Annotated in this window: 16 protein-coding genes; 12 read left to right on the forward strand and 4 right to left on the reverse strand. The window is 60.8% G+C overall.

Going from position 1 to position 20,051, the window contains the following annotated elements:
- Positions 1-72: 72 nt before the first annotated feature.
- Positions 73-1,395: a TolC family protein gene (locus HQL56_09355; protein ID MBF0309721.1), complete on the reverse strand. Its 1,323-nt coding sequence runs from the start codon at positions 1,393-1,395 to the stop codon at positions 73-75.
- A gap of 409 nt (positions 1,396-1,804) precedes the next feature.
- Here HQL56_09355 and HQL56_09360 point away from each other — a divergent pair, with 409 nt between their 5' ends.
- The 3 genes from HQL56_09360 (at position 1,805) to HQL56_09370 (ending at position 6,622) form a co-directional block, all read left to right on the forward strand.
- Positions 1,805-2,509: a hypothetical protein gene (locus HQL56_09360; protein ID MBF0309722.1), complete on the forward strand. Its 705-nt coding sequence runs from the start codon at positions 1,805-1,807 to the stop codon at positions 2,507-2,509.
- 196 nt (positions 2,510-2,705) lie between these two features.
- Positions 2,706-5,195, forward strand: a complete 2,490-nt coding sequence (locus tag HQL56_09365) for a PAS domain S-box protein (protein MBF0309723.1) — start codon at positions 2,706-2,708, stop codon at positions 5,193-5,195.
- 14 nt (positions 5,196-5,209) lie between these two features.
- Entirely contained in the window at positions 5,210-6,622 is a 1,413-nt protein-coding gene (locus HQL56_09370; GenBank protein ID MBF0309724.1) for a sigma-54-dependent Fis family transcriptional regulator, read from the forward strand.
- Positions 6,623-6,626: 4 nt separating this feature from the next.
- Here HQL56_09370 and HQL56_09375 read toward each other — a convergent pair whose 3' ends face one another.
- From HQL56_09375 to HQL56_09385, 3 genes are all read right to left on the reverse strand, one after another.
- Positions 6,627-7,922, reverse strand: coding sequence for a citrate transporter (locus tag HQL56_09375; protein ID MBF0309725.1), 1,296 nt, complete (start codon positions 7,920-7,922; stop codon positions 6,627-6,629).
- Positions 7,923-8,047: 125 nt separating this feature from the next.
- Positions 8,048-9,523, reverse strand: a complete 1,476-nt coding sequence (locus HQL56_09380; GenBank protein MBF0309726.1) for an inorganic phosphate transporter — start codon at positions 9,521-9,523, stop codon at positions 8,048-8,050.
- Between the two features lie 18 nt (positions 9,524-9,541).
- The gene (locus HQL56_09385; GenBank protein ID MBF0309727.1) at positions 9,542-10,204 is read right to left on the reverse strand and encodes a DUF47 family protein; all 663 of its coding nucleotides are present in this window, start codon (positions 10,202-10,204) and stop codon (positions 9,542-9,544) included.
- Positions 10,205-10,679: 475 nt separating this feature from the next.
- Here HQL56_09385 and HQL56_09390 point away from each other — a divergent pair, with 475 nt between their 5' ends.
- From HQL56_09390 to HQL56_09430, 9 genes are all read left to right on the forward strand, one after another.
- Positions 10,680-11,867 (forward strand): M48 family metalloprotease, encoded by a 1,188-nt coding sequence (locus HQL56_09390; GenBank protein MBF0309728.1) that lies wholly within the window; start codon positions 10,680-10,682, stop codon positions 11,865-11,867.
- Between the two features lie 108 nt (positions 11,868-11,975).
- Positions 11,976-12,911, forward strand: coding sequence for a 50S ribosomal protein L3 N(5)-glutamine methyltransferase (prmB, locus tag HQL56_09395; GenBank protein MBF0309729.1), 936 nt, complete (start codon positions 11,976-11,978; stop codon positions 12,909-12,911).
- A gap of 52 nt (positions 12,912-12,963) precedes the next feature.
- Positions 12,964-14,370, forward strand: a complete 1,407-nt coding sequence (locus HQL56_09400; GenBank protein MBF0309730.1) for a diguanylate cyclase — start codon at positions 12,964-12,966, stop codon at positions 14,368-14,370.
- Positions 14,371-14,384: 14 nt separating this feature from the next.
- Positions 14,385-15,257: a squalene synthase HpnC gene (hpnC, locus tag HQL56_09405; protein MBF0309731.1), complete on the forward strand. Its 873-nt coding sequence runs from the start codon at positions 14,385-14,387 to the stop codon at positions 15,255-15,257.
- Positions 15,254-16,114, forward strand: coding sequence for a squalene/phytoene synthase family protein (locus HQL56_09410; protein ID MBF0309732.1), 861 nt, complete (start codon positions 15,254-15,256; stop codon positions 16,112-16,114). Before hpnC ends, HQL56_09410 begins: the two co-directional genes overlap by 4 nt.
- Positions 16,111-17,436, forward strand: coding sequence for an FAD-dependent oxidoreductase (locus HQL56_09415; protein MBF0309733.1), 1,326 nt, complete (start codon positions 16,111-16,113; stop codon positions 17,434-17,436). Before HQL56_09410 ends, HQL56_09415 begins: the two co-directional genes overlap by 4 nt.
- A gap of 305 nt (positions 17,437-17,741) precedes the next feature.
- Positions 17,742-18,611: an outer membrane protein assembly factor BamD gene (locus HQL56_09420; GenBank protein ID MBF0309734.1), complete on the forward strand. Its 870-nt coding sequence runs from the start codon at positions 17,742-17,744 to the stop codon at positions 18,609-18,611.
- 321 nt (positions 18,612-18,932) lie between these two features.
- Positions 18,933-19,553, forward strand: a complete 621-nt coding sequence (locus tag HQL56_09425) for a hypothetical protein (GenBank protein ID MBF0309735.1) — start codon at positions 18,933-18,935, stop codon at positions 19,551-19,553.
- Positions 19,554-19,679: 126 nt separating this feature from the next.
- Positions 19,680-19,919 carry a DUF2281 domain-containing protein gene (locus HQL56_09430; protein MBF0309736.1) on the forward strand — a complete coding sequence of 80 codons (240 nt, stop codon included), beginning with the start codon at positions 19,680-19,682 and terminating at the stop codon, positions 19,917-19,919.
- The last annotated feature ends 132 nt before the right edge of the window (positions 19,920-20,051 follow it).

Genomic DNA, 20,051 nt, shown 5'->3' on the forward strand with positions numbered 1-20,051 from the left:
CCGAACCCCGCCGGGGGGGATAATCCCCCCCGGACCCCCGTATGACTGAAAAGAGCTCGGTACTCACCCGGTTCAGTTTTCCATGCGTCCCATCGCCGTGGCCAGCGTCGCTCGGGCCACATTCCAGTCGTACAGCGACTCCACCCGCTGCTTTCGCGCCGAAGCCAACGCGCTCTGCGCCGCCAGCAGCTCGGTCATCAGCCCCACGCCGGCCTTGTAGCGGCCCATGGCCACCCGCTCCGCCTGGGTGGCGCTCTCCAGCAAGGCACGGGTATGGGCCATCGCCTCCCGGGCGGTACGCATCTCCTGCCAGGCCTGCCACACCTCCAGCGCCACCTGCTGTTCCAGACGCTGCGCTTCCACCTCCAGGGAATCCCCCCGCGCCTCGGCCCCCGCCACCCGATAACCCGGCGCATACCCCTCGAAAAGCGGAACTTTGAGGGAGAGGGAGAGGCTGTTTCCCGTCACCCGGCTGTCGCGATTCTCCTCGGCCTGCCCCGTCGCCTCCAGGGTGAGCCGGGGCATCGTCGCCGCTTTCAAGGCCCGCTGCTCCTGCCGGGCCGCATCGCGCCGGGCTTGAACCGCCGTCAGATCCGGACGGAGCCGCAACGCCCGGTCAATGAGTTGCTCCACCTCCGGTGGTTCCGCAACCACGGTTTCCTCTTCGAGGGGTTCCGTCAATTGGAGAGGGTGATCGGCTCTCAAACCCAGAACATTGGCCAGTTCACCCTCGGCCTTGCGCCGCTCGCCCTCGGCCCGAACCCGTTCCAATCGGGCCTGTACCTCCTGAGTGCGGGCCTGCAACCGGTCCGCCACCGTGCCGCTGCCCTTTTCCAGTCGGACCCGTGCGGCTTCGTGGGCCAGCGTCGCCGACTCCTCTGCCGTTCGGGCGGCCTGCAGCGCGGCGGTTTTGGCCTGCAGCGCGAAGAAACTCCGCACCGCCTGCAAAAACACCTCCTGCAGGGCCCGGTCCCGCGAGGCGAGGGCGGCGGCCAGCAAGGCCCGGGTCTTGTCGAGAGTGGCCTGGGATTTTCCGAAATCGAAAAGCAGTTGCGACAGGCTCACGGAGAGGCCGGGTCCGTTCTTCTCCTGCACCACCGCGCCGGAGGGTGCGGCGGTGCGGGTGCGGCGCAGACTCTCTTCGAGGCTGGCGCTCACCGTGGGCAGCAGGGCGGCCCGCGATTCCCCCACCCCCGCGTCTTGCAAACGAATCTCGGCCAGGGCGGCGCGGCTTTTGGGATGGCGGCACAGAGCCAGCTCCACCACCTCTCCGAGAGCCATGGCCCTCGGGGGCGGTTCGGCACATGGAAGCACCGCTCCCGGCGCATCCGCCGCAGTTGCCGGGCTCACCGGAAGAAACAGCACCATCAGAAGAAACAGCGGGTGTGGCCTCATGGCGATGGCCGAATTGTCCACCAGAGAAGAATAACCGACTGCTGCGAGGGTAGGCAATCCGGGGGGAGCTGTCAATCACCGGTTTGGGTTTCCTCCGGGCGCCTCAAACGTGGCTTCATGGAGTGGGTGTAATGTAATGAAGTCCATACGGGTCGATCGGGCATGATGCAACATATTGAAATATATTGTAAATTAAATTTTGCTCCCTGGTTCGGCCTCCCTAAGCCATCATTTGCTTACAGCCTTCAGGTGGTGTCAAAGGGGCCGGGGAGGCAATTCAACACATTGATTTTAATTGGATAAATAACCTTCGAAAAGGATGGCTTGGAAGTTGTAGTAAGAAATGGAAGCGGTCGGCTGGCGGCTGGCGATTTCGATGACCGGGACATCCATTTCAGGGGAGCGAAAAATGAATCAGGAAAAGGGCGAAGAGAAGGTCAGTGATCGAATTTTGAAGGCGGTGCCGGAGTTCCATTCCTCCATTGCCGACCAGTGTGAACTGCTTTTGGAACTGGGCCTTCTCGTGGAGCGTTACACCAGCCTGAGCGGGTCCGAGATGATCGATCTTTCGCTTCTGGACAAGCTCGAAGAGCGCAAGGAGCAGTTTCGCAATCGGAACATGGACAAGCTGCACCAGTCGTTTCACACCAATCCGTTCGAACGGGACGATCTTTACTGGATTTTTTTCAGCATCAACAAGCTGATTGCCGATATCAAGAACATGTTGCGCATGATGCAGGCCCTGGGAATCGGCACGGACCACCATATGGCGGTCATGGCGCGCATGGTGCGTGAGGCCTGTTTCTCCCTTCGCCGGGGTTACCGCAAGGTGGCTTCCAATCCCATCGAGGGGCTGCAGGATGCCCAGGTGATCCGTTCCCTGAGGGATATGATCGAGGACACCTACAATGTGGCCATCTCCGAGCTTTACGATGGCGATGAAATACGCAAGAGCATGAGTATCCTGCCCCACGCCGACGCCAACATGAAGGCCGTGGCGCAGGTCATGGAAATGTTCAAGCGGCGGGAAGTCTATCGCTACTTTTTCGATCTGGCGCGGGAACTCGGCGAAGCGGCCACGGTTCTACAGTCCGTGGTTTATACAATCGCCTAAAAAAGTTAATAATCTTCTGAAAGATTAACCTGAATGGCGGTGCGGTGACGTGCCGCTATTTTCTTTTATTGAACGAATCGTCCGGTGGGGAGTCCTAAACAGACGAATCCTGGTGGAAATGAAACAGGGTGTTTTTTCGTCAAGCGGACAGGTCGGGGATGTTTGGCGCCGCGTCACCGGCGCCGCGAGGGAGACGATGAAGATCAAGGAGTATCAGGGGGCCTGGCTGGGGGCCCTGGCGGGGTTGCTGTTGACACTGGCGGCGTCACTCAACGTGCGTGAGCAGCTTCATGCCAATTTTTTCCAGGAATTCGACTGGACCGCGCAAAGCCGGGTACGGGCTCTGGAGACCGAAGTCAGCCATGCGGAAGGCTGGCTGGAAGAGGTGACCACGTTCCTCCGGGCCGCCGGTGTGGTGCGTCGCGATCAGTTCGAAATCTTCGTGAGACCCATTTTGGAGAAACATGGCTATTTTCTCTCCATTCGTGGTTACGGTATTGGTGAGGAGGGTGAACCGGATCCGATCTTCGCGGTGTCGGAAGGGGCCGGAGCCCGCTTTCCGGAAGATCCGGCCCGTCGGGCCGCCTTGAAAGAGACTCTGTGGCGCGCCCTCTCATCGGGGCATATGGCCATGAGCGGCAAACTGGAACTTCCGGAAGGGTTGCCGCCCATGCTGGCCATCGCCGCGCCCGTGCGGACTGCCGGGTCAGGTGGCTCGAAGGGGAGAATCGAGGTTGTATTGGTTCTGATCGATTTCGAACATCTCGTCTCCAACTCCATCAATCTGATGGAACCCCGCGGCATTGATGTGAAAATCGAGGAAGTGGACAACTCGGGACAGACCCGGTTGCTGGGATTCTACCCCAGCCGTCTGCGGGAGGAGGGCCATTACCGCGACGTGAACGAGACGGAGCGGGCGGAAGAGGTTCTCCCCATGGTGCGTCGCACCCTTCATGTAGCGGATCGTTCCTGGGTGGTCACCTGCCAGGCCATTCGGGAGTTTCGCAGTGCCGAGGCCTTTCTGCGGGGCCATTGGGCGGTTTTGATCGGTGGCATCATCTTTACCGCGCTGTTGTTCACCCACCTCTTCCGCAGTCGCCATGCCCTGCTCTGGCGACTGGAGATGGAGGAGACCCTGCGGCAGAGGGAAGAGCTGTTCCGGGAGATGACCGAAACCGTGGACCTCATCTTCTGGGCCGTGGAATCCGGCTCACGTCGTCTGCTCTATCTGGGGCCGGGTTTCCTCAAACGGGAACACCTCGATCTGGAACGCAACTGGCGGGGCGGAGAAGGCTTCCTGGAACGCCTGCACCCCGAAGACCGCCTGCGGGTTCTCTTCTGCTTTCGCAAATTGCAGCGCCGCCGTAAGCGCTTCAGCCTGATCGTCCGCCTGCAGGTGCGTTATTTGGGAGAACGATGGTTTCTCTTCAGCGGTTTCCCGGTGGACGATTCTCCGGGAGGAGAGATCCGTCTCGTCGGGTTTCTGGAAGATGTCACCGAGAGGCGACAGGCGGAAGAGACCTTGCGGGAGGGGGAGTCCCGGCTGCGGGCGCTGTTCAATCACACCCCGGACATTCTGCTGACCGTGGATATTCGCGGCATGATCCTCACCTGCAACCGTCCCCTGGGACTGTTGCGGCCCGGCGCCCAAAGCGGTGACAGCGCCCTGCTGCTGCCGGAAGCCGAACGTACCACCTATCGACTTCTGTTGGATGAATCCTTCCGTAGCGGCAATCTGCGCCAGATGCGCTACGAGGACCGGAAGGGGTACTGGTGGCATATCCGCCTGGTCCCCGTCGTTTCTGCGGAGAAGGTGATGTCGGTGATGGCCATCATCACGGATATCACCGAATATCATCGCCTCGAACAGCAGGCCATCCGCACGGCGCGCCTGGCTTCCATCGGGGTGCTGGCGGCGGGGGTGGCGCACGAAATCAACAATCCCAACCAGGCCATGTTGATGAACGCCACCCGGTTGCGACAGGTTTGGGGGGATACCCGCACCGTGCTGAATGCCTACGCCCGCGAATTCGGCGACTTCGTCCTGGCGGGGCATCCCTATCCGGCGTGGGAGCAGGGGCCCGAGATGCTGATCGGGGATATCCTGCACAATGCCCAGCGGGTGCAGCGCATCGTGGAACATCTCAAGTATCTCTCCCGGCCCGGTCCGGCCCGGGTGGCCGATCCGGTGAACCTGGTGGAGTGCCTGTCGGGTTGCCGTTCCATTCTGGGTGAACGCATCCGCAAGTATACCGATCGGTTCACCCTCTCCCTTGAGAGCGAGGTTCCTCCGGTGCGGGGCAATGCCCAGCAGTTGGAACAGGTTTTTCTCAATCTGATCCTCAACGCCCTGGAATCCCTTCCGGATCGGGATGCGGCGGTGGAGATTTCAACCGGGGTCGAGGCGGAAACGGAGATGGTCCGGGTCACGGTGCGCGATCAGGGGTGCGGCATCAACGCCGACTCCCTGCAACACCTGGGTGAACCCTTCTTCAGCACCAAAACCGATATGGGTGGCATGGGCATGGGGCTCTCCATCTCCCAGGCCATCGTGGAAAATCATGGGGGGCGTATGCGCTTCGACTCCTGTCCGGGGGAAGGAACGACCGTTACCGTCAGCCTGCCGCGTTTCACTCCGGGGGGGGACTCCCCGGCGACACCGGGAAAATTGGGGAGGGAGAGATGAACCGATCAGCCAAAATGGAGCTGAAAGAGGTGGCCGTCGTCGTGGTCGATGACGAAGTCACGGTACTGCGCAGTGCCACCACCTCGTTGCAGAGCATGGGCATCAAGGAGGTGATCGCCCTGGAGGACGGTCGCAACCTGCTGGATGTTCTCGAGGAGAGGGTGGTGGGAGCGGTGATTCTCGACCTCACCATGCCGTTCAAGTCGGGCAGCGCCCTGTTGCCGGAAATCGTGCACCACCACCCGGAGGTGCCGGTGGTGGTGCTGACCGCCGCTCAGGACGCCGATACGGCGGTCCACTGCATGAAGGAGGGGGCCTTCGACTATCTGGTCAAACCCGTGGAGGATGCCCGCTTCCAATTGACGGTGAAACACGCCCTGGAAATGTTCCATCTGCGGGAGCATATCGGTCGGTTGAAGCGCAGCTTCCTCAGCGGGGAGATTCGTTCCCACCCGGCCTTTTCGGGCATCGTCTCCCGCAGCCGCAAGTTTCGGGTGCTGTTCCAGTACGCCGAGGCGGTGGCGGTTTCGCCGGAGCCCATTCTGATCACCGGGGAGACCGGCGTCGGCAAGGAGCTGTTCGCCCACGCGGTGCATCGTCTTTCGGGGTTGAAGGGTCAATTCGTACAGGTCAACGTGGCCGGACTCGACGACACCCTTTTTTCCGACACCCTGTTCGGACATCGTCGCGGGGCCTACACCGGAGCCGATGCCCCGCGTGAAGGGCTGCTGGTCCAGGCAGCCGGGGGAACCCTCTTTCTGGACGAGATCGGCGACCTGACCATGGCCTCCCAGGTCAAGCTGCTGCGTTTTCTGCAGGATCGCACCTATTACCCGCTGGGTTCCGACGTTCCCAAAATCGGCGATGCCCGCATCATCTGCGCCACCAACCGGGATATGCAGAACCGCCTCAGCGGCAACGTCTTCCGCCCCGACCTCTACTTCCGACTGTCGGTCCACCAGATTGCCATTCCGCCCCTGCGGGAACACCGGGAAGATATTCCCCTGCTGGTACTCTTTTTCACGGAGGAGGCGGCCCGGGTCATGGGCAAGGCGGTGCCGAAGGTGCCCGGAGAGCTGTTCACCTTGCTGGCCAACCACGCCTTTCCGGGCAACATCCGGGAGCTGCGGGCCATGGTCTACAACGCCATGGCGCTGCACCAGCAGGGGCAGGTTCTCTCCATGCAGACCTTCCGGGAGACCATCGGCAAGAAGGCCTACGCCGAGGAGACCCGGCCCGCGCCCGGCAAAGAAGAGGAGTTGCTGGTGGTTCCCGGACGCTATCCCACGCTGCGGGAGGCGGAAACCTGGCTGGTGCGGCAGGCCCTGGAACGCGCCAACGGCAACCAGGGCATCGCCGCCATGCTGCTGGGCATCTCCCGCCCGGCCTTGAACCGCCGTCTGGTGGCTCTCAACCGGGGGGAGTGAACCGTCAGTGTGAAGCGGATACCGGGACGGCGGCGGATACCGCCGCCTGGTGTTCGGGTGTCGGTTGCCATCCCAACACGTTCAGCAGAATGAAGAAGCCCACCACATAGGCCAGGGTCACGAACCAGCCCTCGCGCAGCCATCTGCCGGTCGATTTGGCTTCCGGGAAGAGGTTGGTCAGGGCCACGCCCGCCGAGGATCCGAACCAGATCATGGATCCGCCGAAGCCCACGGCATAGGCCAGCATGCCCCAGTCGTAACCGCCCTGGGCGATGGATAGCGCTGTCAGGGGGATGTTGTCGAAGACGGCGGAGACGAAGCCCAGGGTCAAGGCGGTTTGCCAGGAGGCTGCAGGGAGCTTTTCCACCGGCATCAACGAAGCGCAAACCACCAGCGAAAGCAGAAAGATGCTGCCCTTCAGCGCCTCCGGCAGCAGACTCCAGTCGGGTTGACGCAACGGAGCGCTGAGCAGCAGCGCCACCCAGACCGCTACGCCGATGACGGGGAAGGCGTCCGCCAGTCCCAGAAACACCACGTTGGCCAGCACGTTGGCCACAATGGCCAGAATGAGAATGAAAAAGACGATGCCCAGACGCGCCCAATCGACAGGATGTTCCTCGGAAGGGGTGTATTCGAGCATGGGGGCGTGGCGGTGTTGCAGCAGGGCTGCCGGAATGCCGCAGACCAGCAGCGCCGGCAAAGCCGCCACGTAGGCATGGGTGACGGCCAGGGGACTGATGCCGGCGATCCACATCATGGTCGTGGTGGTGTCACCCACCACGGAGCCGGAACCGCCTGCGTTGGAAGCGGCCACAATCGCCGCCAGATAGCCGACATGCACCTTGTGCCGGAAGACGATGTTGGCGATGGTGCCCCCGATGAGGGCGGCGGCGATATTGTCCAGAAAACTTGACAGTACAAATATAAACACCAGGAGCGTAAAGGTTCCGACAACTCCGCTACCCAGGAATCGCGGCAGTACCTCCGGCACCTTGCTTTGTTCGAACTGATTGGAGAGCAGGGCGAATCCCAGCAACAGGCAGAGCAGGTTGGCCAGGATGACCCATTCGTGCTGAAAGTGATAGACGAGTCCCGTCAGGCCGGCGCCCTCGCGGAAACCGGTGAAGATCAATTTGTAGAACAGGATGATGCCCAGGCCCGACAGGGCGACCTGAAGGGTGTGCCGGTGCAGCAGGGCCACGCCGATCAGAGTCAGGGCGAAGAGGATGAAGTCGACGGGGATGCCGAACAGCGTCGGCCATCCCCCTCCCGTCAGACCCAGCCCTTCCGGGCTGGTCATGTGAATGCTGCCTGCCGCTTGTGTGGAACTCATGGAATTCTCCCGCTTGGATGCCCAAAAATACAGGTGGGGGCCGAAGCAAGCCCCGACCCCCACGCGCGCGTTGAGCCGGAAAACGATCGGGTTTACTTCATCTTGGCCGTGTAAAGATCCATGATGATTTCGAGGCGTTGATGCACTTCCTTGTTGTACGGCTTGTTCAGAACGGTATTCTCCTTCAGGCGCCAGCTTTCGGAACCTTTGGTGAGGGCGTCCACCAATTGCCAGCGGTAATCGAAGGTCTGGTTGGCCAGGGCTTTGACCGAGTCGATCTGGGCCTTGGTCAGCAGTCCGCTCTTGCCCAGTTCGGGGAATTTTGCCGGGTCGACGGTGATGCGTTCCATGCGGGCTTCGCGGACCAGGTTCAATTCAGCCTTGTACTCGGCATTGGGCACCAGCTTGTCCACATCGGCCTTGAGACTGCCGGAAGTGGCGTAGGTTTTGCCGATCAGCTCTTCCAGCGGCTTCACATCGACGAGTTTGGCGTGCCGTTCGAGCAGGGGCTTGGAAACCTGGAACTCCACCTTTTCGAAGACCGATTGGCCGAAGATGTTCTGCATGAAGAAGAGCATGACGAAACTGGCGATGGCGGAGATGATGGGGGTCTGAATCCAGGCCACCACGATACGTCCGGTGACGCTCCAGTTGATGTTTTTGGAGTTCTTGATGAAGCCGATTCCGATCACGCCGCCGACCACTGCCTGGGAGCTGGAAACCGGAACCAGGGGAATGGTGGGCAGACCGAGGGAGGCCAGGAAGTATTCCAGGTCCTCGGAGGCGAAGAGGAACAACACCAGCGAGGTGGCCAACACCACGACCACGGCCCCGAGTGGGGTCAGGGGCGCGATGCTGTCGCCCACGGTCAGCATCACCTTTTTACCGTAGGTGTAGACACCGAAGGAGATGGCGATGGCCCCGATGAAAAAGAGCTGCTGCAGGCCGGTGACGCCGCCGAAATCCTTGAAGGGATTGGCGCCGATGAAGACGCCCATCACATTGGCGATGTTGTTGGCCCCCAGGGAGTAGGAACCCAGCACGCCGGCGATGATCAGCGCGATGCGGATCAGGGCGTCCTGCCGGACCAGATGCACGTTTTGGCGGTGAACCCACCAAAGTACGCCCTGATACATGAAGTAGCTGAAGATGGCGGTGAGAACCGGGCTGAGGAACCAGGTGCCGATGATGGTCTTGAAGACGCTGAAGTCGGTGGCCATGCCGGTGAAGAAGTTCCAGCCGATGATGGCGCCGACGATGGCCTGGGTGGTGGAAACCGGCAGCCCCAGCACGGTCAGCCAGGCCACCACCGCCGCTGCGGAGAAGGCCGCCACGAAGGCTCCGCCCAGGGCGTTGATGTCACCCAGTTTGGACAGGGTGTGGGCCGCGCCCGCGCCGCTGATCACCGCTCCCAGCATGACGAAAATGGAGCAGATCAACGCTGCGGTGGTAAACTTGATCATGCGGGTGCCAACCGCCGTACCGAAGACGTTGGCTGCGTCGTTGGCCCCCAGGGACCAGCCCAGGAACAGGCCGCTGGAGAGGTATAAGAAGATTGTCAGGTCCATTACGGATTACTCCTGTTCCTAGTCCAGCCGCTTGATGGTATAGATGCCCAGCATGTCGGCCACGTCCTCGGCGACGTCGGCCAGGTTGTCGATCTTTTCCACGAAGTAGCGGAGCTGGTTCTTCTCGGCGAGCTGCATGGAAGACTGGAAGATGTTCTTCTTGAGTTTGGTGGCGGCCTGATCGGCCTCCTTCTCGAAGAGCATGACCTTGTGCAGGTTATCGCGCACCGAGTTGATGTCGCGCAGGAAAGCGCGGGCGGAGATGACGCCGTACTCCACGGCGGAGGCCACATGCTCCATGAGTTGTTGGATGTCGGCCTTCAATTCGGCGGGGATGACGGGTGCCTCGGTATCGAGGGCCAGGATGTTCTCTTCCATGCCGTTGAGCAGTTGGTCCAGATCCTCCAGCAGGCTCAACACGTCCCCGCGAAAGTCGGGGATCAGGGCCATGGTGTAGAGTTCGGTTTCAAGGGTGCGGCGCAGGCTGTCACCCTTTTTTTCGTGGTCCACAACCTGTTGCAGCTTCTGCTTGAATTCGGAACTGGCGGCGCCTCGGTCCAGATAGGCTTGCCAACCCGATTTCAGCAGCAGTCCACCCTCGGAGATGGTGTTCAGAAACTCGTCGAATTGCAGTTCAATCTCTTTCGTTTTGCCAAACAGATTCAAAGACGGCATACCCATGACTCAATCCTCCTGATGGTTTTGTACACGACTGAAGCCACTCACAAAGCAGAGGATGTGCCACGACGCGATTGGCAAATAAAGTAGCCTGAAATCAGTATGTTGAAGGAACATTTTTGTCCGATTCCCGGCCCTTTGGGGTGTAATCAAACGAAGACCGGTCAGGGGAAAGGTGAATAATATCCGAGTATTTTCAACAGGTTTCGAACGTTCCGATTTCGATGTGTGTTACGCTGGGTTACACCGTTGCACTGGCTTCCCCTTGCGGGAGGCTTGTCGACGGAGAGATTGGCCAAATCGTCCGGCAAAATGTTAAACTGCCCGACAAGGCGGGGGGAGCGGGTTGCAAGGAGTCCGTGACGGCAAACACACCGAAGCGGAGGATGTATTTTTCCGGCGAAGCGTCGCTGGATTCCGGATCCGGAACCCCCACGGTAACCCCCTGTTCATCTTCGGATTCGGAACGGCCAGAACCATGAACTTTCGCTCACGATTCGCCCTGCTCTGCAGTCTCTTCCTGATACTGGTGGTCGGTTGCGAAACCGTTCCCCTCACCGGGCGCAGTCAGCTCTCGCTGATTTCGGACAGTGAACTCTTCAGCCTCAGCTTCAAGCAGCACAAGGCCTTTCTGAAGGAGAACCGACCGTTGCGCAATTCGGCGGACGCCGAGATGGTGAAGCGGGTGGGGCGGCGTATCCAGGGGGCGGTGGAGCGCTACATGGAGCAGCAGGGTCAGAAGCAGCGCCTGGCCAACTACCAGTGGAGTTTCGACCTGGTCGAGGATGACGAGATCAACGCCTTCTGCATGCCCGGCGGCAAAGTGGTTTTTCTCACGGGCATTCTGGAATATACCCGGGACGAAGAGGGGGTGGCGGCGGTGATGGGGCATGAAATCGCCCACGCCATCGCCAACCACGGCGGCGAGCGCATGAGCCAGTCGTTGCTGGTGGAAGTGGGTGCCGCCGTGCTGGAAGCCGCCACCGAAGACAGCAAGGCCGGGCCCCTCCTGGGGTTGGCCTACGGTTTGGGAACACAGTTCGGGGTCATGCTGCCCTTCAGCCGGCTGCACGAATCGGAAGCCGACCACATGGGCCTGATCTTCATGGCCATGGCCGGGTATGATCCCTCCAAGGCGGTCGATTTCTGGAAGCGCATGAGTCAGAAAGGGCAGAGCGTGCCGGAATTTTTCAGCACCCATCCCTCCGATGAAACCCGCATCGAGGAGATCCGGAAACTGCTGCCCAAGGCCCTGCCGATCTACGCGGAACACCGGCAGGATCACCCCTCCGCCGATGTGGAGAATCAGCAGGAGAAGCCCCACTTCCTGAAAAAACGCCAGGAGGAGACCGCCCGCAACCGGACGGAGGGGCAGGAAAAGAAGGCCCCCGCCCTGAGGAAACGCCCGGCGGACTCCCCGTCCGGGGATGAGGAACAGGAGAAACCCCGTCCCCTGAAGAAACGCCCGGCGGACCTCTCCGGCGACGAAGCCGACGCGGAGCGGAGACCCCGTCTGAAAAAAGCATCCCCCGACATCGCCCGGGACGAGGACGAAGCCACGGAGAGGGGGCCGCGTGTGGTGAAAAAACGTGCTGCGAAACCTTCCCCGGAGGTTTCGCAGGAAGAGGATGAGGAAGAGGATGAGGAGGAAAGCGAGGAGGAGTGAGGGCCCGGCGGGGGCGGGATGCTCTGAGGAATTGCACTGCACGGGAACCCCGTGCCATACTGACCCCCCAAACGAATCAGCCCAACCCAGGAGGGGGGAGTGGAAGCAATGGAAGCGGGGTCCCGGACGGTTGCCTCATGGGTGGAGGAGTGCGCACGGCGCTTGACGGAGGCGGGTGTCTGCTTCGATAACGGCTTGCAGACGGCGGAAGCCGAAGCCGAATACCTGGTTTGCAAGGTGTGCGGCATCCCCTTCGAAGAGACCGAAGAGCTGGAGACGGTTGTCGTCGGCGCGGAACAGTCGGCGGCGGTGGAGAGTTGGCTGGAACGCCGCATACGGGAGCGGCTGCCGCTTTTTTACATGACCCGCGAGGCTTTTTTCGCCGGGCGCAGCTACTTCGTGGACGAGCGGGTGCTGCTGCCCCGTTCGCGCATCGAAAACCTGGTCGATGACCCGGAGGCGCTGGAGGAGTGGCTCGGACATGTGGAGGTGCGCCGCATTCTGGATCTGGGCTGCGGCTGCGGCTGTCTGGCGGTCTCCTTCGCGGAACGCTTTCCCCTGGCTCAGGTCGATGCGGCGGACATTTCACCCGGCGCGTTGAAGGTGGCCGGGGCCAATCTGCGCCGCCACGGCATGGAGGGGCGCGTCCGCCTGATGCGCTCCGATCTGTTTCAGGGACTCGGCAAGGCCCGTTACGATCTGATCGTCACCAATCCCCCCTATGTCTCCCGCGAGGAGTTCGAGTCTCTGCCCCCCGAATACCATCACGAACCCTCCATCGCCCTCAAGGCCGGAGAGGACGGACTCGACCTGGTTCGCGCCATCCTGTCGCAGGCTCCCGACCATCTGGAAGAGGGGGGCGTGCTGATCTGCGAAACCGGGGATGCCGGTCAGGAGCGGCTGCAGGAAGCCCTGCCGGAGTTGATGCTCGAATGGCTGCCGTTCCATTTCGGGGCCAGCGGCGTCTTTCTGGTCAGCCGGGAGGAGCTTCTTGATTGGCGGGAGGCGAATGGAAACGTTTTACTTCCGCTGCCGAATCGGTAAAGTAGGGGTATAGGGATATCATTTTCGGAGTCTGGCGTTCGGGAGCGTTTGGATGAACAAGTTGCAAGCCTTGCAACCCGTTCTGGATTTCATCGAGGGAAAACACGCGGACCAGAAACAGGCCCGCACGGTGTTGCGGGAATTCCTCTTCAAACGATCCCTGGGGCCGGACGAGGAGGAACTGCCGGCCATTCGTCTGCTGGTCTCCCTGCTGGTCAACGGCATCAAACCGATACTGACCCTGGACGCCCGCCAGAACGAGCATCTGGAACGCCTGGTGCGCCGCTTGAAACGGGGTTTGGCCGAGGCGGAACAGGAGGCCATGCTCGAGGAGTTGCGCGTGGTTTCCCAATGGTTGCGGGAGGCCATGTTTCCGGCCAAAGCCGCCGTCGCGGCGGTGGAGACGCCGGCCATCGCCGAGGTCGTCAGCCCCCCGCCGGTCGTCGGCATCTCCCCGGACTTCGTCAATCGCACGCTGCCGCGCCTGCTTCAGGGATTGATGAGTTTCTCCGAAGGCGAGGAGAATCTCATCGCCGAGGGACGGCGTTTCCTGGAGGAGATGGCGCTCACCCAGGGGCGGTTCTGGGAGGATATCGCCGGCTATTCGGCCAAGGTGGTGACCCAGGCCCAGTCCCGCCGCCAGGCCTGGGAATCGGAACGGGTGGCCTTTCTGGATCTGGTGGCGGAACTGGCGTTTCTGCTCAAGGAGGTGGGACGGGGCACCAGCGGCATGGACGAGCAGTTGGGACGCACCATCGGACGCCTGCAGGGCAGCGCCACCATCGAGGATCTGCAGACCCTGCGTGCCGTCCTCATGTCCGAGGCCCACGCCCTGAAAAACCAGACGGAAAGCGTCAACCGTCAGTTGGCGGAGACCCAGACCCGTCTGCACGAAACGCGGCAACGCCTGGAAAGCATGGAAGAGGAGTTGGACAAGACCCGTCGGGAGAGCATGACCGATCCTCTGACCCGAGTGGCCAACCGTCGGGCGCTGGACCAGATTCTGGAGCGGGAGGTGGCCCGTGGCAACCGCTATCGCCTGGCCATGGCCATGGTGTTGATCGATCTGGACCATTTCAAGAAGGTCAACGATACCTACGGCCACCCGGTGGGCGACAAGGTGCTTTCCACGGTGGCGGATCGCATGTCCAAGCTGTTGCGCAAGTGCGATTTTCTGGCCCGTTTCGGTGGTGAGGAGTTCGCCATCCTCCTGCCCGAAACCACCGTGGAGGATGCCATCACCACCGCCGAAAAACTGCGACAGGAGGTGGCGTCGTTGCGCTTTCGCACCACCAGCCGGGTGTTGCAGGTCACGGCGAGCTTCGGTATCTGCGGCCTGGGGCCGGATACCGATACCATCGAGGAGTTCATCAAAGGCGCGGATGAAGCCTTGTACCAGGCCAAAGCCCAGGGTCGCAACCGGGTGGTGGCCGCTCCCGTTCCCGTTTGGGACGGCTGAGGGGGGAGGTGCCGGTGCTGGGAATCATTCCTTCCTCGTTGATGGATGACTACCTCTACTGTCGCGAGATCGTTCGCCAGCACAAGGAGAATTTTCCGGTCGGTTCTCTGTTGGCGCCGCGCCGCATTCGCCACCATTTGCACGCGGTCTACGCCTTCGCCCGTCTGGCCGACGACTTTGCCGATCTGGCGGGGCGCGACGTGGACGAAAAACTCAACCTGCTGGACGGCTGGTCCAATCGTCTGATGGAGGCTCGGGACGGTCGTCCGGATCATCCGGTATTCCGCGCCCTGGGACACACCCTGAAGGTGACCGGCCTGCCGTTGGCGCCGCTGCAGGATCTGCTGGTGGCCTTTCGCCTGGATGTGACCAACAAACGCTACAATACCCTCTTCGAACTGGAAGATTACTGCCGCTACTCGGCCCGCCCGGTGGGTCGGGTGGTGCTGCACCTGTCGGGGGAGTCGCGTCCCGAGACGCTGGCCTGGTCCGATGCCATCTGCACCGGATTGCAGTTGGTCGATCATTGGCAGGATCTGGGTCAGGATCCCTGGAAGGGGCGTCCCCTCTATTGTCCCATGGAGGTGATGTACCGCTTCGGGGTGAACGAGAAGCAGATTCTGGAGCGGCGCTTCAACCCGGCGGTGGGGGCCATGATGATGGAGTTGGTGGATTACGCCCGCCAATTCTTCCGGCTGGGGGAGCCTTTGTTGACCTCCGTCGCCTGGCCCTTGAGCCTGGAGCTGGGCTTGACCTGGGAAGGGGGCATGGCGCTTCTGGACGGCATCGAGGCCCTGGGCGGCAACACCTTGCGCAAGCGGCCCCGTCTGAGCAACAGCGATCTGGCCTCCTGCTGGTGGCGGGCCATGCAGCGGGTGATCGCGTGACACCGGAGTGTTATTGCCGGGAGCGCACCCGACGGGCGCGCTCCTCGTTTTTCTGGCCCATGCGACTCATGGCCCGGCCCCGGCGACGGGCCATGTATGCCCTGTACGCCTATTGCCGGGAGTTGGACGATATCGCCGACGGCGGTTTGAACCCGGAAGTGGCCCGGAGCAAACTGGCCTGGTGGCGGGGGGAGATGGCTTCGACCCTGGCGGGAGAGCCTCACCATCCGGTGGCGGTGGAACTGCTGGCAGCCGTGCGCTGCTTCGATCTGCCCAGGGAACCCTTCTTTCTGTTGATCGAAGGAATGTCGCGGGATCTGGAAGGCGCGGGCATCGCCGATATCAAGGCGCTGGAATCCTACGCCCGCCAGGTGGCGGTGACCGTGGGGGAGGTGGCGTTGCGCATCTTCTCCGATACCTCTTCCGGGGGGGAGTGGCGGGAACGCTTTGCCTGGCATCTGGGGTTGGCCCTGCAGTACACCAACATCCTGCGGGATGGTGCGGAGGATGCGGCGCGCGGTCGTCTCTACCTTCCGGAGAGCTGGCTGGCGGAAGCCGGATTGAGTCGCGAGACCCTTCTGCTGGACGGCGGCGGCGCGGCGGGTCGCCCGCTTTGGGAGCGGCTTTACCGGGAGGCGGCAGGCCATTTCGAGGCGGCGTGGCAGGCGGTGGCTCCGGCGGACCGGCGCGGCGTGGTCTTCGCCCTGGCCATGGGGGAGATCTACCGGTTGTTGCTCGAACGGTTGCGGGCGGCGGGTTGGCCCTGGGGCGGGCAGCGGGTACGGGTGGGAACCTGGCGACGATTGTGGATCACCGCCTCGCTCTGGTGGCGCTATTCGCGGAATCTCCGCTCTTGAGCGATTGTTCGGGGCGGATACTGGTTCTGGGGGGCGGTGTTTCCGGTCTGGCGGCGGCGGTGGCTCTGGCCGAGGCGGGGCAGCGGCCCCTGCTGCTGGAGGCGGCCTCTCAATTGGGGGGGCGGGCGCGCTCCTTCCGGGAGGAGCGCTTCGGCGGGGAGTGGCTGGACAACGGGCCTCATCTGCTGGTGGGGGGGTGTCATCAGGCGCTGGCCCTGTTGCAACGACTGCACGGCGTGCCGCCCCTGTCGGGTGGTGGACGGGTAGCCTACGATTTTTGGGATGAACGCCACGGGTGGCATGGCCTTCGTTGCCCGAACTGGCCCGCTCCCTGGCATCTGGCGGCGGGTTTGGCGGTATTTCCGGGTCTCAGCGGTCGGGACCGTCTCGCCGCCTTGCGGCTGGGCCTGGCTTTGCGGGGTGGCGAGTCGCCACCGGCGGCGATGACGGTCAGCCACTGGCTGGAGCGCCACGGGCAGAGCGGAGCCCTGGTGGAGCGGCTCTGGGGGCCCATGTGTCTCTCCCTGCTCAACGAGGGCGCCGGAGCGGCTTCCGCGGCGCTCTTCGTCACGGTGATGCGGCGCCTCTTTTTGCAGGAGAGGCAGGGGGCGGCGCCCCGTTGGCCGGGTGTGCCCCTGTCGGCTTTGTGGGGGGATGCGGCCAGGGCCTTCATCGAAAGCCGGGGTGGGGAGGTGCGCCTGCGATGCCGGGTCGAGCATCTCGACCGGGAGGGGGCCCGGATCCGGGAGGTGGTGACCCGCTGCGGGCGATTTCCCGCCCCCCGCCGGGTGATTTCGGCCTTGCCCTGGTTTGCCCTGGAGCGGCTGCTGCCGGATTGGGCTGCGCCCTGGCGGGGGTTGACGGGGACGCCGCTGATTACGGTTCATCTGTTGTATGGGGCGGAAGCCGGTTTGAACAGCGAAGCGGTGGCTCTGCCGGGAACGCTCTCCCAGTGGCTGGTGGATCGCAAGCGCCTCGATGCCGGGAAAGCGGGTTTGCCGGGAGCGCGGCTTTCGGCGGTGTTGAGCGGGGCCTGGCGGGAGTCTCGCTGGCCTGCGGAGAGGCTGGCCCTCGGGGTGCATCGGGAGGTGGGCCGGGTGGTGCCGGCATTGGCCGGGCAGACTCCTTTGGCGGTGCGGGTGGTGCGGGAGCAGCGGGCCACCTTCGCCCCCTGGCCGGAGGTCGAGGCGTGGCGTCCGGGGGCGCGCACCCCTTGGAACAACCTGCTGCTGGCGGGGGACTGGACCGCGACCGGGCTGCCCTCCACTCTGGAGGGGGCCGTTGTCAGCGGAAACCGGGCGGCAGCCATTGCGCTGGGGTGAACGAGGGGAGAAAATGCCCCGCACGCGATGCACCCGCCGGGACCGGTCCGAGGGGCTTGGAAAATTCCTGCGATCAGGCCTGGATATTTGGTGTTTATCTTTCGACTTTCAATATGTTATCCTTTACTTGGTTAAGATGGGAAATGTTCTATCCGTCGATTTTCAATATTATTTTCTTTAACAAAGAAAAAATGAAACTGTTCTATTCTTTGGCTTTTTGTTTGTCATTCTTTTAGATCGTCCCGACCTATTGCTTCGCCGTTTTGCAATTGGCTCCCTCTCTTCGGAAAATGGAACAAACGGTCATGAATGTGCGTAAACTCACCCATCTCTGCCTTGCCGGCCTGTTTTGCACCGTTCTGGCCGCGTGCAGTTCGACACCCAAGAGCAAACCGGATCGCACGGCGGAGGAGTATTATCAGGAGGGCATCAGCTCCATTCGCGAGGGCAAATGGAAGGTGGCTGCGGAGGCCTATCAGGATCTGGACCGGCGTCACCCCTTTTCGCCGCTGGCGCAGCAGGCCCAGCTCAACCTGATCTATGCCCACTTCAAGATGGAAGAGTACGACGATGTGGTGACGGACACGGAGCGTTTTCTGCGTTTGCACCCTCGGCACAAGCATGTGGCCTATGCCTATTACATGCGCGGGCTGGCCCATTTCCGCCGGCTGACCGACGCATTCCGGGATCAGGAGCGCAGCCGGGCGGCGTTGGGGGCTCTGCAGGAGGTGGTGAGTCGTTTCCCGGACACCGATTACGCCTGGGAGGCCTCCCGCATGGCGCTGGTCTGCATCAATCGTCTGGCCCAGCAGGAGCTGGTGGTGGGGCGCTACTATCTGGATCGGGAGGAGTACGTGGCCGCCATCAACCGTATGCGGGTGGTGGTGGAAAACGGGCAATTCCAAACCACCCCGTATGTGGAAGAGGCGCTTTTCTCCCTGGTTTTCGCCAACAACCGCCTGGGTTTGAAAGAGGATGCCCGCAACTACGCGGCGGTATTGGGGCGCAACTTCCCGGAAGGCTCCTTCTATAAGCTGGCGCGGGATATCGTGGAGAAGAACGATCCGTTGACCCTGGCCGATGTGAAGAAGATGCGGGATCAGGTGAAGGAGGGTGGCGTGCTGGAACGCATGTTCAAGGGTCTGACTCCGGGACTGCCATCCCAGGTGGAGTAGTCATTGCTACCAATTTGTAGTCGAAGCGCAACGAGTCTGTTGGGAGGAAGCAGTATGCTTTTCTAGGTCGAGGATCTGACGGCTCAGTCAAAGTTATCGTAATGAATGTAAGCCGGCATATGTCGTAATTTTTGTTTGGCTTGAGAGATGGAGGATTTAATTGAACCTGTTGAATTGCATGAAGAAAAAAGAGTATCTTGTTCAAGCTTTGCGGGAAGGGTTTTTGTTAACCAAACATAATGTTGAGTACTCTCCTTTTTCAACGGTGAGGAACTGAAAGAGTACCTTGGGCAATATATTATTCCAACTATTAACGATAGATTGGGATATCTATATCAACATAATGAATTACCAGTAAAGAATTTTGCTGGGCTATCGGAAGACAGAAAAAAAGTTTTATTAAGCGGTGTTGGGAGTTGTCGCGGTGCTGTTCCGATGCTTTGTTTTACCGAAATGCAGCAGGGGCGAGATATTGCCAAACATAAAGCTCGGTTTGGGAGCTATGGCATTGTGGTGACTCAGGAATGGGTAAGAGAGCATAAAGGGGATCGTGTTGTTTATATAGGAAGTCAAGTTGGAAAACTTCTTGCGATTAATTTGGGTGTGATGCTTGCGAGTACAATAGTACTGTCTTCAGATAATGACCCTATTTTTCAAAATCACTATTATAAGAAATATCTTGATCTGTTTTGCTATTTTCAGCCTATGAAGTCTCTCGTAGAAGATGAAGAATATGAGTGGAGGGTCGTCGGTAATCATGGATTTTTGGGCGGGGGGGCTGGTTCGGATCATATTCCACTTCCTGTTGAGCAAATTAAATATATTTTTGTTAATGATTCAAGCGATGTATCGGAGATTCAAAATGTTGTCAATGAAGTATGCGCATGCTCTGGATGCGCGAAAGTCCCGGACGTGATTGTATTTCCGGATAATGCCCTATAAGGTGTTCTCTGATTTGCCAACACTTGTTCTAAATACCATTAAGAGACCAGAAAAGGTAGATGTTAAGTAAAGATGAGTTTTTCTTATCTGATCGGAGGGGCTGCGCGGAGTGTGAGGAAGGGGAAAATGATTATCTCTGAGCTTATTAAGAAAGTTGAGTCCTTGCCAGAGGTGAAACAGGCGGAAGTATTTGATTTCGTGGAGTTTCTCCTGGAGCGCCTTGAGCCGGAGGAACGTCAGCTTTCCCCGGGGGAGGACTGGAACGATGTTGATTTTTCCGAGTTGTCCATGGTGCAGGCATTGCGTGGGATGGAAGATGACCCGGTTGTTTACACACTGGATGACCTTCGGGAGCGGTGGACGTGAAACTGCCGGGGCAGATTGTCTTGACGGCCTTCCCTCACACCGATCTTTCGCATGCCAAGCTGCGGCCAGTTCTATTACTAATTCCGTTTCTGTTTCATTTTTGCATTATTGCAGGGGTCTGGGGACCATCAT

Source organism: Magnetococcales bacterium (assembly GCA_015231925.1).
Classification (GTDB): domain Bacteria; phylum Pseudomonadota; class Magnetococcia; order Magnetococcales; family JADGAQ01; genus JADGAQ01.